A 13,767-nucleotide genomic window follows, 5' to 3' on the forward strand; every position below is an offset into this window, starting at 1 on the left:
TTTTGCCCGGACTGCAGCGCTTTGGCGAATGCCTGGATATCAATTTCGTATTTATCAGCCATGATGTGTCTCCCCCCTTTTTTAGGAAGTGTAGGAAAAGACACAAAACTTTGAACACTACCGTTGTCGCCTGAACGGATACTCACGGCGCATCGTGGTACGGCGATTTTTCAGCTCAGTCCGGCCAGCGTGCAATGGACAAATGGCAGTGAGCACATTCGCTGTTTACGGTTGACACCGGAAGGCTTATTTCGCTGGTATGCCGGATGTTGCAATACGCCCATTGCGAACACCCTCAAACCTGGTTTTCCTTTTGTTGGCTTAATCGAAAAAGTGATATCAGCACAAGACAGAACCGAAGAGCACCTTGGCCCGGTGCGTGCGCATGCCTACCCGCAACATGCCAACCCGCCATTGCCTGAAGACATACTGCGGAATAATCGCGTCTGGCCAATGATGATTCGCGTAATGCTGAAAATCCTGGGCTGGAAACTGACCGGAAAAGGACGCCCGAATCCCTTTTTTGATCGCCAAGCTCAACCCATTAGCCAGCCAGAGATTGTGAGTAAAAAAGCGGATGAATGATGAGTCATTGTGAAGCGGATCTAGCTGAAATATCCCCAGTGTGAAAACACCTTCTAAACTCAATACTTAGGGCAGGAAGCAATACCTTTCTGCATGGGCCGAATGGTGAATGTTGGGTTTCAGAGCAAATGTTATGGTTGATGCGCTAACGATTCTGACGTTGTTACTTGTTATTGTCACGCTGCTTCCCTTATGGCGGCATCCGCACTGGCTGGTGCGCGGCTGGGATTTTCCTCGTCTGCAACTGGCAGTGTTTGCTTTGTTTCTGCTGATTGCTAATGCTTTTGTTCACGTACACTGGCTGGTTATTGTGGTGTGCTTTGTGTGTCTGGGCTGGCAGTTGTGGTGGATTTTGCCTTATACGCGGCTCTGGCGTCAGGAGGTGAAGACGGCGAACGGTGAAAACAGCCATAGGCGGCTGCGAATCATCACAGCCAATGTGCTGACACCGAACCATCAGGCGGATAAGTTAATCACATTGGTGCATCAGTATCAGGCTGATGTGCTGGTGACGCTGGAATCGGATGACTGGTGGCAGTCTCAGTTGGATACACTTGAAACTCAGCTACCTTATACCATGAAGTGCCCGCTGGATAATCTCTACGGCATGCATGTTTATGCCCGGTTTCCTTTAGAGGATACCAGTGTTGAGTTTTTGATCGAAGACGATGTGCCTTCCATGCATACGTTGCTGGTGCTTCCCTGTGGCGAAAAAATCAGAATGCATTTTCTGCATCCAGCCCCGCCAAGCCCGACTGAAAATCCGGCCTCGGCAGAACGGGATGCCGAGTTGATACTGGTGGCACGCAGTGTATCCGGCAGCACACAGCCGATTATTGTGACCGGTGATTTGAACGATGTTGCCTGGTCGTCGACCACGCGGTTATTTCGAAAGATCAGCGGCTTACTGGACCCGCGCGTGGGGCGGGGCATGTTTAATACCTTCCATGCCGACTATCCGTTTCTGCGCTGGCCTTTGGATCATATATTCCACAGCCACCATTTCAGACTTAGCCAGATTCAGCGTCTGCCGTCTATTGGATCGGATCATTTCGCATTATTTACTGAGCTGTATCTTGAACCGTCTGCCGCACAAAAGGAGAACGGCCTGCAAGCTGAGACGGAAGATGAGGAGTGGGCGGAAGAGATTATTCAGGAGCAGAATGTCAGCGATGAAAATGTGCCGCGTCCAGGACAATGAACCGGGTGAATTCGGGCTGGCAACTGGCTGTTAAATCAGGGTAATCTGTCTTTCGTTAATCTAGCGTATCACTCCGCTTTGCAAAGGATGCTGCAATGAAAATAGCCATACTGACTTTCGAAGGATTCAATGAACTGGATTCGCTGGTTGCTTACTCAATACTGAATCGGGTCAAAAGCGAGAACTGGCAGGTGCAGATCACCAGTCCCACGCCGACAGTAACCTCAATGAACGGACTGACCATCTCCGCCCACCAACCTCTGGCCTACGCCAATCAGGCCGATGCAGTCATCATCGGCAGCGGGTCGCTGACCCGACAGATCGTTGCCGACCAATCACTAATGAGCACTTTAACGCTGAGCCCGCAAAAACAGCTGATTGCTACTCAGTGTTCTGGTGTGCTGCTGTTGCCGGCACTGGGCATTTTGGATAACGCATCTGTCTGTACCGACCTGACGACTCAGCCCTGGGCGATGGACGCCGGATTAGTGGTGCTTGAGCAGCCTTTTCATGCATCCCAGTCGGTCGCAACAGCCGGAGGCTGTCTGGCATCTCAGTATCTTGCAACCTGGCTCATCGCGAAATTAGCGAGTGTGGAGGCTGCTAAAAACGCAATCCACTATGTGGCTCCGGTCGGAGAGAAAGAAGACACGGTAAATCGTTGTTTGTCTGTTGTTGAACCCTATCTGGACTGAAAGATGCATATTTATAACGTATTTGGTAAGCGCAAGGATGTGGGCGGTAATCTGATGGCGATATCTGAAGTACCGGAAAATCCGATGAATTCTGGTATTCCTGTCACTGTTGTGATTTCGCCCAGCGAGCAAGCTGATGTCCGGTTTCGTTTCTTTTACCCGGACTCAAAAGAAGCGCCGATTTGCGGTCACGCACTACTGGGTGCGGCAAGCCATATTGCCCAGGCTGCGTTTCGTGTCGAAACCGGGGCGGGTATCAGCGACGTACGAAAATCCGGAGATGTGGTCAGCGTTAGTATGGCCTTGTCGACGGCAGTCACTCCCGATTTTACCGGTCAGCCTGAACCTGGCTGGTTTGGCCTGGATGCCAGCCAGATCCTCAAGGCCGGACTCTACAGTGCCGGTAAACCCAAATGGTGTATCGAACTGAAAGACATCTCCGCCCTGAACGCCGTCCGTTTTGATCTGGATACACTGGCTGCATGGAATCAGGGGAAAAACTTCAGTGGCTATGTGTTGTATGTGTCTACGGGCGACGGCTGGCATGCAAGAGCATCTAACCCCTTATATAACATTCCGGAGGATCCGGCTTGCGCGGTGTGCTGTGCGGCGCTGCCTTTGCCTTTGGAACAACCGGCTTTCGTTCACATGGGCTATCCGGAATACCCTAATCTGATCCATCTGGAGGCAACCGAAGGGCAACTATGGGTTGGCGGTAAGGTGTATCGGTTTGAACCGAGCGGAGCGGTCTGAATGCCTGAAGAGCAGGCTAACCACAAGGAGATGCGAATGACTGCGATTCCTACACTGCATTTTATGTGCGGTAAAATGGCAGCGGGAAAATCCACATTAGCGGCACAGATTGCCAAAACCCATCAGGCCGTGTTGCTGGTAGAAGATGAGTGGCTCAGCACCTTATACCCGCAAGAGGTTCGCAGTCTGGCTGATTACATCCAGTATTCAGAGCGGTTAAAGAAAACCATACAGCCGCATGTTCAGGATTTGCTCGCCAAAGGGATATCTGTTGTGCTGGATTTCCCGGCCAATACGGTGTCGCAGCGTCAGTGGTTTACCGGCCTGATTGCCGCGACAGGTGTTGAGCACTGCCTGCATTATGTCGATAAACCAGACGAGGTATGCAAAGCGCAGTTGAAAATTCGCAGTCAGGATTTGCCTGCAGGCAGCCCGTTTACCACGGATGAAGCGTTTGATGCAATTACCCGTTTTTTTGAGCCGCCGCAAAGCAGTGAAGGCTTTATTATTCAGCAGTATAAGCAGGATACCTCCATATGAAACAGGCCATAGTGCATATTGCCCTGGTTGTCGGTGACTACGATGAAGCGATCGACTTTTACGTCAATAAGCTTAAATTTGACTTAATCGAAGACAGCTATCAACCCGAACAGGATAAGCGCTGGGTGGTGGTTTCGCCACCGGGTTCCAACGGCGTCACTGTGTTGCTGGCACGAGCGTCCACCCCTGAGCAGCGTAATTTCATTGGCAATCAAGCCGGAGGCAGGGTATTTCTGTTTCTGAGCACAGATGATTTCTGGCGAGATTATGAGCGTATGGTGTCCGACGGCATCCGGTTTGTACGTCCGCCTCAGGAGCAGGACTACGGCACAGTCGCTGTGTTTGAAGACTTGTACGGCAACTTGTGGGATTTGCTGCAATTGCACCCGGATCATCCCATGGCGAGAAGAGGAAGAGCAGAATAATGCAAAGAGAAGTACATGATTGCGTGTCATTTTTGCTGATACGCGGTGAAGAGGTATTGCTTGAACAGCGCAAGCTGAGCAAAGTGGTTGATCCTGGCCTGATGGCCATTCCCGGTGGGCATGTCGAAGCAGGAGAAAGCCTTGAGCAGGCGCTGATCCGTGAGGTTGCCGAAGAGCTGACGGTGACGCCGATTGCCTATTTTCCGCTGTGTACCTTGTATCATCCCACCACAGAGTTACAACGGCTGCATTATTATGTAGTGACAGACTGGACGGGTGAGCTGTCGGCACAGGAAGCGGAAGCGGTGATCTGGACATCTCTCCATGAACCGAACGCTGCTACCGTCGAGGCGGATAACATTGCGCTGGCGGAGTACAGACGTGTGATTTTACCTTTGTTGAAAGAACGGCGCTGATATAACGGTGCAGAAAGAGCGACAGTAAACACATTGATTGGATTTTGGCAGCAAGGGGAAGCGCATGGCAATCAGAGTGATGACGGCAGACGATGCTGAAGAGGTCGAGGCATTAGTGAAAAGTGCGTTTCTGGCAAGTGCGGCAAAGCAACTCGCGCCGGCCGGTATCCATACTTTCTTTAAAGTGGCCTCAAAAGAAGCGCTCTTGCTTCGCCTGCAGGAAGACAACCTGATATTGGTGTATGAGCAGCAGGGCAAAATTATTGGTATGGCAGAACTCAAACAAGGGGCACATCTGGCGATGTTATTTGTGCTGCCGGATTGGCAGGGAAAAGGCATTGCGACTCAGTTGCTGCAGGTTTTACTTCAACAGGTTCGTCATGCTGAGCTCACCGTGCGTGCTTCACTGAATTCAGTCTCTTTTTATCAGGCGCAGGGATTTCAGAAAACGGGGGCGGCGGCAGAGCTTGCCGGCCTGCGATACCAGCCCATGTCACTGACAATGACCAGCACAGTTACAGCGCCGGCAGATCCGTCCGCTTCAGTGCTTTAGCAAAAGTCACTATGGGCGAATCTGAGCGTTCATCCTTCCGAATCAGGGCTTGCCAGTTCAGGTAGAGCCCTTGCTCTGTCACTCGGGCTGTCCGCAGCTCGCCGCTTTTCAGGTACGGCTTTATCACCCAGCCTGGCATGATCGTAATCCCCATACCTGCTCTGACAAATTCCACGACCGCTTCGGTCACACCAGCCCGGATGACTTTCGGCGGCAACAGGTGATTCGGACTGAACAGTTGTTCGTATTCACGTCCGGGACCGGGTGTGGTGTGGTAAGTAATGTAAGTGTCAGCGGCGATTTCCTGCGGTGTCAGCCAGGCTTTACCGGCATTCGGGTGGTCTTTATGCATCACAGCGATCATTTCATCCCGAAACAGTTTCAGCACCCGGAAGCCAGTCTGAGTTACCGTGCCAGAGACAATAGAAATGTCTATCGTACCGTTGCGTAACGCCGTAAACGGGTCGAGAGAGACATCGGGAATGATTTCGACCGAATAGCTGGGGAAGTCCTCATTAAACAGCTTAATAAAGGGCGGCAGCCAATGGTAACCGCCGTAGGCTTCATTACCTACCCGAATGACGTGCTCTATCCCCACCGACAGTTTGTCGATGTCGTTTTCAGCCCTTTCCAGCTCACTGAGTACCACAGTGGCAGATAACAGCAGCCGTTTCCCTGCGCTGGTCGGAATGAGCTTCTTATGCTGGCGGTAAAACAGTTCGGTATTTAACAATCGTTCTGCTTCACGAATGCGATGACTGAGCGCAGATTGCGTCAGCCCAATCTGACTGGCTGCTTCAGACACACTACCTGCCTTTGCCACAGCCATTATCATTTGCAAGTGTCTTGTACTGATTTTTGTGGCCATAATGTATGAATAAAGTTAATGGTTTTTGAATATTTTATGAAATTTACAGTTAAAAAGCCGTCTCGTAAACTAATAAATGAATGGTCAATAGCCTCTGACAGGCAAGGAAATAGTGGATGAATAAAATGGATAAAAATCAGACTGCACCCGCGCTGAAAGTGGACCTGGACAATGAAAAAGTGCATTGGGATCAGGACATGAGCTACGGGCAGTATCTCGCCCTGGGACCATTACTCTCCTGCCAGCACCCGGTTACCCAGCAGCACGACGAAATGCTATTTGTGGTCATTCATCAGGTGTCTGAACTATGGATGAAGCTTTGTCTGCACGAAGCCTATGGAGCGGTGGAGAATATTCGCAAGGACAAACTGCGCCCGGCATTTAAAATGATGAGCCGCATGGCACGCATTCAGTCTCAGATGCTGAACGCCTGGGAAGTGCTGGCAACCATGACGCCAGCCGATTATGCCAGCTTCCGCGATGAACTGGGCCAGAGTTCTGGTTTTCAGTCTTATCAGTACCGCGAACTGGAATTTCTGCTGGGTAATAAAAATGAGGCCATGATTCAGGCGCACCGCGCACACCCGAAATATTACGATCACCTGAAGTCCGTTCTCCATGCGCCAAGCATTTATGACATCACGCTGCAGTTGCTGAAAGCCCGCGGATTTGATGTGCCTGAGTCTCACCTCAACCGGGACTTCTCCCAGCCGTATCAGCCCAGCGAAGACATTGAACGCATCTGGGCGGAAATCTACAACAACAGCAACGAATACTGGGATCTCTATGAGCTGGCCGAAAAGCTGGTCGACATGGAATTCAATTTCCAGAAATGGCGTTTCAGCCACATGAAAACGGTTGAGCGCATCATTGGCTATCGTCGCGGCACGGGTGGCACTTCGGGGGTGAAATACCTCAACAAAGCACTGGAGCTGCAATTTTTCCCGGAATTGTGGTCGGTGCGTACCTCTATTGAAGGGCCGAAGCATGACTAAAATCTGGGATATTTCGCAAACGCTGCGACAGGGGTTACCGGTCTGGCCGGGAGACACGGCATTCTCTTCGTATTTCCACTGGGAAATGAGCGAGCAATGCCCGGTCAACGTTGGTCAGTTTTCCCTGTCGTGCCACTCAGGTACTCATGCCGATGCGCCTGTGCATTACGATGCACAGGGTAAAAGCATGGAAGCGGTCAGCCTGGAATATTACATTGGTCCGTGTGTGGTGATTGATGCTACTCAGGCAGTTGGCTGGATAAAACCGCAGGACATTATTGATCAGCTGCCGGATCAGGTTGAGCGGGTGATTTTCAAAACCTATCTGCAGTTTCCGCACCATGAGTGGCAGTCTGATTTTACGGCGGTAGCCTCAGAGACCATCGACTTACTTGCAGAGCGTGGCGCCTGTCTGATTGGCATCGACAGCCCGTCACTGGATCCCCAGAGCTCGAAAACCATGAGTGCGCATCAAGCTATTAAGCGTCATCGCATGGCGATTTTAGAAGGCCTGGTATTGGATGACGTGCCTGCCGGAGCGTATGAGCTGATCGCCCCGCCGTTAAAACTCGACTCACTGGATGCTTCCCCCGTTCGGGCACTGTTGCGCAGTGTTGCCTAGCCATTGGATAAGTCAGGAGTAATTGAACATGCAAACACTGAACAGAGCCTATTTTGAAGCACTGGATCGCGATGATCCCCTGGCAGCGTATCGAGATCAGTTTGATTTACCCGCCGGGCATATCTATCTCAACGGCAATTCCCTGGGCGTGTTGCCTAAGGCGGCAAAAGAAAAAGCACGGCAAGTGGTGGAAGAGCAGTGGGGCCAGGGGTTGATCCGCAGCTGGAACACCCACGATTGGATCCGCATACCGCACCGGGTGGGAGATAAAATAGCCGGTCTGATCGGGGCAGACGACGGCGAAGTGATTGTGGCGGATTCAACCTCTGTCAACCTGTTCAAGATGGCAGCGGCAGCGGTAAAACTGAATGCAGGACGTCAAAATATATTGTCTGAACCGGGTAACTTCCCGACGGATCTTTATATCTTGCAAGGACTGGAACAGTTTCTGGACGGCAAAGTGCGTCTGGTGACTGAGCATCGCGATAACATTCTGGAAGCCATCGATGAAGACACGGCTGTCGTGGTGCTGACCCATGTGCATTACAAAAGTGGTGCCATGTTTGATATGGCAGCGATTACAGCCCGCGCTCATGAAAAAGGCGCCTTGGTGATCTGGGATCTCAGCCACAGCACAGGTGCAGTGCCTGTGCAGTTAAATCAGGTGGGCGCCGACTTTGCCATTGGCTGCGGGTACAAATATCTCAATGGTGGTCCGGGCGCTCCAGGTTTCCTGTTTGTTGCCAAGCGCCATCAGGCACAGTTGCAGCAACCGCTCAGTGGCTGGTTTGGTCATGCGAATCCTTTTGCGATGCGGGATGACTATGAAGCGGCACCGGGTATTGCGCGCACTTTGTGTGGCACAACGTCAGTCGTCGGTGCCAGCCTGCTGGAAGTGGGGGTAGATATCATGGCCTCGGCTGACATGCACCAGATCCGAGAAAAATCCCTTCGCATGGGGCAGTTGTTTATTGAGCTGATTGAACAGCGCTGCAGTCAGTACGGCTTCGGGCTGGCATCGTCAAAAGATCCGGCGGTGCGGGGCAGTCAGGTTTCTCTGACCCATGAGCAGGGCTTTGCCATCATGCAGGCTTTGATTGCACGTAACATCATAGGCGATTTCCGTGCACCGGATATTCTTCGCTTCGGCTTCACACCGCTGTACGTTCGTTACGTCGATCTCTGGGATTGTGTTGATGCGCTGGTCGACATCATGGCGAACGATCGCTGGGATCAGGCGGCGTTCAAAAAGCTCACCGCAGTAACCTGATGTGCAGAGTTGCAGAATCTGTCAGGTCAATACATTCTAAGCCATAACACCAAAACCAGTAGCATCAAACCCGTACACAGAAGCACTGAACCTGTCTTGCCGGAGAGGGTAAGCCGGCAGGACAACCTTACCTGTAAGGTAGAGACAAAGCCGGGATCTGTGTATGCCCCGGCTTTCTTGCTTCTTCCCGTTATACCTGACGGACAGCCTCTGATTGCCTATAGTTGATGGGGAGAAGGCTGATCCGTTCAGGAGTCCGGATGAAAATCAGAAAATTCAGAGTTGGCTGGGTAGTTTTCAGCCTTGGTGCTGCTGCTGTGCTGGTGTATCACCAGGTAAAAGCAGCGGAACCATCGTTTGATTGCACCGGAGTGGCAGATGGCAGCATTGAGGCGATGATTTGTCAGGACGAAGAATTAGCTGCGTTAGATAACCAGCTGTCTGAGGTCTACAAACGGGCGGTTGCCAAAGCCACCAATGAGCATCCCCCCACCTTGAAAGCAGAGCAAAGAGGCTGGGTGAAAGGTCGCAACGAGTGCTGGAAAGCCAGTGATAAAAAGCTATGTGTTGAGTCTGGATATCAACTGCGCATTGCTGAGCTGCAGGCCAGGTATGGCTTGATTCAGGCAACAGCCACCGTCACTTATCTGTGTACGGATCAGCCGGGAAGTGAAGTGATTGCGACTTACTTTCCTACTGACCCGCCAGCGCTGATTGCCGAACGCGGTGACAGTGTCTCGTTGATGTATCAGCAGGAAAGCGCCAGCGGTACTAAATATGTCGGACGCAATGAAAGCCTGTGGGAGCATCAGGGCGAAGCAACCGTCATCTGGGGATACGGTGCGCCAGAGCTGAACTGCAAAGTGAAGCCCTAGCGCGATGAAGCCGTAGCGTAATAAAGCTGTAGCCTGATAAAACATGAGCGTGATAAAACATGAGCGTGATAAAACATGAGCGTGATAAAACATGCTTCCCGCAGTCAATATCGGGTTCACGTTTACAAAATGATGTACACCATAAAAGCGCCGAACAGCGCTGCAAATATACCTGCGAACCGTCCCTGGATGTCGTTCAGATCAACGGCCCAGCTGATGAGCTTTTTAAAGTTTCCCCTGCCAAGAATTAACAGAAAAATCGCCGCAATAATGGATATCCAGCCGATGGCGGCAACCACAAAGGGTATATCGGTATTATCTGCATATTCTATTAACAGATAGCCGATGAGCAGGCGCACGGCAACCGCCACAAAATGCAGCCAGAGCTGTTTTTTGTGTCTGTCGATAAAGTCCAGAATCAGCCTGGGCTCAGCGGCAATGACCAAACCTAAAAACGCAACAGCTACGCCTATCAGGCCAATCAGCAATCTCATATCCGCTCTCCTGTCATGGGAGAAAAGTCAGCAAGGGTCTATGGCCTTTCCGGCCCAGAGACAAGGTTTTACAGCCTTGACGGGTGGCTGTCCGGATCCCCCTCAATATGAGGTTTATCATCATGTGATACACCGTGCTCTTCCGGTCCTTCCTGATCCCAGGAACCCTCTTCAGTCCATGGGTCGTCATCTGGCAATTCTTCGATATAAATCTCTTTGTCCTCATAATCAGGTTGATAGCGAAGATCAAAGTGCGCCGCACGAATAATGGAAATACACAGCAGCAATGCGACGAGAAGCAAAGGGACGCCCCCGATCACACTGGCTGTTTGCAGGGTATCCAATCCCCCGATGAACATCAGGGTAATGGGCATGACAGACAGGGCAAATGCCCAGAACAGACGATTCCAACGTGCCGGCTCTTCATCTATCTCTTTCTGCACGACAGCGGCCAGAATATAGGAAATAGAATCAAAGGTGGTGGCGGTGAAGATCACCGCCAGGATTGTAAAGGCGAGAATCACCAGTTTACTGAGGGCCAGAGTGTGCAGCATGGCAAAAATAGCGGCAGTGGCCCCCTGATTGTTCAGTATGGAAATAACATCTAACTGCCCGGAAAGTTGCAGATAAATACCGTAATTACCCATGATCATGAAAAACAGGAAACAGCCCAGGGTGCCGAAAAAAATCGAGCCGACAACCATGGCTTTTATGGTTCGCCCCTTGGAAATACGGGCTATAAACAGTCCCACGCTGGGCGCGAAAACCAGCCACCATGCCCAATAGAATATGGTCCAGTCCTGAGGGAAATGGGTGTCGGGAAATTGTCGGAACTGGGCAAATGGCTCTGTCCAGGTTGCCATCTCGAACAGGTTGTTGATCATTCGGCCCAGTGAATCCAGCCCGGTGTTCAGCATGAAGAGAGTGGGCCCGGTAATGAAAATGAACAGCAAGATGCTGACGGCCAGCCACATGTTGATATTAGACAGTAACTGTATGCCTTTTTTCAGACCGGCATAAGCGCTGTAACCGAAAATGGCGGTACAGACAATCAGCACCATTATGCGGGTATAGAGGTTATTTGGCACGCCAAGAAGCTCGTGGACGCCCTGATTAATTAAAGGGGCGGCAAGGCCGAGGGTGGTTGCCCCGCCTCCCAGCATACCGAAGATAAAGAACACATCAATGAGTTTGCCCAGCCATCCGCGCGCCCGTTCTTCCCCCAGAACCGGCATTAACGCTTCACTGATTTTCAGAACACTGTGGTTACGAACATAGTAGAAATAGGCAATAGGTAACGCAGGGATCAAATAAATAGACCAGGCCAGCGGTCCCCAGTGAAAAATGCCATAGGTGACTGCCCATTTGGCGGCTTCGTGCGTACCGCCGGGAATGTCGAAAGGCGGGGTCTGATAATAGTAAGCCCATTCAATCATTGACCAGTAAAGAATCGACGCGCCAATACCAGAGCAAAACAGCATCGCAGCCCAGGAAAAAGTGGAAAATTCCGGGTTTTCCTCAGGGGTGCCCAGTTTGATCTGGCCGATATCACTGAAGGTGATGTACACCATAAAAAGAAACGCACCAAGGCCGAGAATCAGGTAGAGCACGCCAAGCTGATCGGTCACAAAATCTTTGGCGCTCAGCACCCAGGCTGCTCCCGCTTCGGGAAAGAAGACTAAAGGCAAGGTCACAGCAAATAGCAGGAAGAGGGAACCGAAAAAGGTAGGTTTATCTATGATGTCATTGAATTTGGTGGACGACATCGCGGCCTCCGCACAAAAAGGGTGTGTGATTCGTCCGTGAATTGGGTGGTATATGAGTCGTATTGTTAATTCTTAGAACATAACGTCCGGAAAACCAATGCCGATCCATAGTGCCGATTACGAGCTTATTATAGTCGAGCTGTCAATCAGCGTTGATTCAAAGGCGATTCCCGCCGGCTGTGTTTGGTTGTATATAGTGATAGAAATGTATTGGTATCGTTTACACATAAACTATAAATCCCCGCTAACCTTTCATCAGATCGCTCAGTCCTCTCTTGGTTAACCTTAGGCCTTCATGATGTTTCAGCGCGTTTTGTGAGGTTCATCAGGGTGGTTTTTGTTACAAAAATGGAGAAGAAACGACAGAGACAGTCCGTTTTAACCTATTGAAATTCTCTGTATTCGATAGTTAATTTGTTTTAACTACTGATTTTAAATGCTTTTATCTTGTAGTTGTCTTTGTGTCATACCAATAGTCCCAATATGCTGTTTAGATACCTGTCAGAGAGGTTTGTTACATAAATGAGGTTTTATTTGAATTGGGGAAACGTTTACATTTTTGTTGTTGATCACTTTTTATTAACGTTTGTCAGGTTAGACTCGTTGCTGTTAGGTCGGATAAGCGAAGTGAATCGCATGGCCTCAACCCTACACCCAGTCGTATACCAATAATGAATACAGGATGAGTTTGATGAAAAAATTAACCTTGCTAGCAACCCTTTGCGCGGGCGTTACACTCGCTTCATCAGCTACAGCAGGCACCACAGTTGGCGTGACTGTGTATAAGTATGACGACAACTTTATGTCGGTTGTGCGCCAGGCAATTGAAAAAGAAGCCAATCAGGACGGCGATACCCGTGTCATGATGAATGACTCACAAAACAGTCAGTCAATGCAGAACGATCAGATCGACATCATGCTGGCAAGGGGCGTTCAGGCGCTGGCGATTAATCTGGTTGACCCGGCGGCAGCACCGGTTGTGATCAGTAAAGCGAAAATGGATGATGTGCCGGTTGTATTCTACAACAAAGAACCGAGTGCCGCCGTTCTGGCAAGCTATGATAAAGCGTACTATGTCGGAACAGATTCAAAAGAGTCGGGCGTCATTCAGGGCAACCTGATTGCTAAGCAATGGAAAGCGCATCCGGAATGGGATCTGAACAAAGACGGCAAGCTGCAGTTTGTGATGCTGAAAGGCGAACCGGGTCATCCTGACGCTGAAGCCCGTACCAGCTATTCGGTGAAGACGATTAACGATAACGGTATCGAAACACAGCAACTGCACCTGGATACAGGCATGTGGGATACCGCGATGGCGAAAGACAAAATGGACGCCTGGATCTCTGGCCCAGACGGTAACAACATTGAAGTCGTGATTGCGAATAATGATGGTATGGCGATGGGTGCCGTGGAATCCCTGAAAGCGGTGGGCAAAAGCCAGCTCCCCGTATTTGGTGTCGACGCACTGGACGAAGCGCTGAGTATGATCAAAAAAGGTGAACTGGCTGGTACCGTACTGAATGATGCGCAGAATCAGGCGAAAGCGACTTTTGAACTGGCACGTAACCTTGCCAATGGCCGTTCGGCGACTGAAGGTACCAATTGGAAAGTGGAGAATAAAATTGTTCGTGTTCCATACGTGGGCGTTGATGCCAGCACGCTGAAATAACGACGTCTTGTTCCATCCAAGTCTGGGGAGGCATGCTACC

General features: G+C 50.7%; 16 protein-coding genes. 13 read left to right on the top strand and 3 right to left on the bottom strand.

The features are described 5' to 3' along the window. Window positions 1–123: 123 nt before the first annotated feature. From Q4491_RS13120 to Q4491_RS13155, 8 genes are all read left to right on the top strand, one after another. A complete protein-coding gene (locus Q4491_RS13120; protein ID WP_303458034.1) occupies window positions 124–585 on the top strand; it encodes a DUF6151 family protein in 462 nt (153 codons plus the stop codon). Between the two features lie 133 nt (window positions 586–718). Beyond that, window positions 719–1,786 (top strand): endonuclease/exonuclease/phosphatase family protein, encoded by a 1,068-nt coding sequence (locus Q4491_RS13125; RefSeq protein WP_303458037.1) that lies wholly within the window; start codon window positions 719–721, stop codon window positions 1,784–1,786. Between the two features lie 95 nt (window positions 1,787–1,881). Then, a complete protein-coding gene (locus tag Q4491_RS13130; protein ID WP_237795194.1) occupies window positions 1,882–2,481 on the top strand; it encodes a DJ-1/PfpI family protein in 600 nt (199 codons plus the stop codon). A gap of 3 nt (window positions 2,482–2,484) precedes the next feature. Continuing rightward, complete coding sequence (locus Q4491_RS13135; protein WP_303458040.1) at window positions 2,485–3,234, top strand: PhzF family phenazine biosynthesis protein; 750 nt, start codon at window positions 2,485–2,487, stop codon at window positions 3,232–3,234. A 36-nt stretch (window positions 3,235–3,270) separates the two neighbouring features. After that, window positions 3,271–3,774, top strand: coding sequence for an ATP-binding protein (locus Q4491_RS13140; RefSeq protein ID WP_303458041.1), 504 nt, complete (start codon window positions 3,271–3,273; stop codon window positions 3,772–3,774). Further along, window positions 3,771–4,199, top strand: a complete 429-nt coding sequence (locus Q4491_RS13145; RefSeq protein ID WP_192016737.1) for a VOC family protein — start codon at window positions 3,771–3,773, stop codon at window positions 4,197–4,199. Before Q4491_RS13140 ends, Q4491_RS13145 begins: the two co-directional genes overlap by 4 nt. Further along, window positions 4,199–4,615: an NUDIX hydrolase gene (locus tag Q4491_RS13150; protein WP_192016736.1), complete on the top strand. Its 417-nt coding sequence runs from the start codon at window positions 4,199–4,201 to the stop codon at window positions 4,613–4,615. Before Q4491_RS13145 ends, Q4491_RS13150 begins: the two co-directional genes overlap by 1 nt. A 64-nt stretch (window positions 4,616–4,679) precedes the next feature. Next, complete coding sequence (locus Q4491_RS13155; protein ID WP_218387317.1) at window positions 4,680–5,168, top strand: GNAT family N-acetyltransferase; 489 nt, start codon at window positions 4,680–4,682, stop codon at window positions 5,166–5,168. Here the strand turns inward: Q4491_RS13155 and Q4491_RS13160 are convergent. After that, window positions 5,131–6,036 carry a LysR family transcriptional regulator gene (locus tag Q4491_RS13160; protein ID WP_330872794.1) on the bottom strand — a complete coding sequence of 302 codons (906 nt, stop codon included), beginning with the start codon at window positions 6,034–6,036 and terminating at the stop codon, window positions 5,131–5,133. The two genes, Q4491_RS13155 and Q4491_RS13160, sit on opposite strands and share 38 nt — an antisense overlap. 116 nt (window positions 6,037–6,152) lie before the next feature. Between Q4491_RS13160 and kynA the strand changes: the two genes are divergently transcribed. The 4 genes from kynA to Q4491_RS13180 all read left to right on the top strand — a co-directional run bounded on the left by kynA (window position 6,153) and on the right by Q4491_RS13180 (window position 9,798). After that, window positions 6,153–7,031, top strand: a complete 879-nt coding sequence (gene kynA / locus Q4491_RS13165) for a tryptophan 2,3-dioxygenase (RefSeq protein WP_303458046.1) — start codon at window positions 6,153–6,155, stop codon at window positions 7,029–7,031. Next, complete coding sequence (gene kynB / locus Q4491_RS13170) at window positions 7,024–7,653, top strand: arylformamidase (RefSeq protein WP_303458048.1); 630 nt, start codon at window positions 7,024–7,026, stop codon at window positions 7,651–7,653. The genes kynA and kynB overlap by 8 nt, the downstream gene beginning before the upstream one ends. Before the next feature lie 28 nt (window positions 7,654–7,681). Then, window positions 7,682–8,923: a kynureninase gene (gene kynU, locus Q4491_RS13175; protein ID WP_303458050.1), complete on the top strand. Its 1,242-nt coding sequence runs from the start codon at window positions 7,682–7,684 to the stop codon at window positions 8,921–8,923. Window positions 8,924–9,183: 260 nt separating this feature from the next. Continuing rightward, window positions 9,184–9,798 (top strand): MliC family protein, encoded by a 615-nt coding sequence (locus tag Q4491_RS13180; RefSeq protein ID WP_303458052.1) that lies wholly within the window; start codon window positions 9,184–9,186, stop codon window positions 9,796–9,798. Window positions 9,799–9,920: 122 nt separating this feature from the next. Here the strand turns inward: Q4491_RS13180 and Q4491_RS13185 are convergent, their stop codons facing one another. Next, window positions 9,921–10,292 carry a hypothetical protein gene (locus tag Q4491_RS13185; protein ID WP_237795187.1) on the bottom strand — a complete coding sequence of 124 codons (372 nt, stop codon included), beginning with the start codon at window positions 10,290–10,292 and terminating at the stop codon, window positions 9,921–9,923. Between the two features lie 68 nt (window positions 10,293–10,360). After that, complete coding sequence (locus Q4491_RS13190) at window positions 10,361–12,058, bottom strand: BCCT family transporter (protein ID WP_303458055.1); 1,698 nt, start codon at window positions 12,056–12,058, stop codon at window positions 10,361–10,363. Window positions 12,059–12,749: 691 nt separating this feature from the next. On the opposite strand from Q4491_RS13190, the gene mglB reads away from it, so the two are divergent. After that, the gene (gene mglB, locus Q4491_RS13195; RefSeq protein WP_303458057.1) at window positions 12,750–13,727 is read left to right on the top strand and encodes a galactose/glucose ABC transporter substrate-binding protein MglB; all 978 of its coding nucleotides are present in this window, start codon (window positions 12,750–12,752) and stop codon (window positions 13,725–13,727) included. The last annotated feature ends 40 nt before the right edge of the window (window positions 13,728–13,767 follow it).

Source organism: Photobacterium sp. 2_MG-2023 (genome assembly GCF_030547675.1).
Classification (GTDB): Bacteria; Pseudomonadota; Gammaproteobacteria; order Enterobacterales; family Vibrionaceae; genus Photobacterium; species Photobacterium arenosum.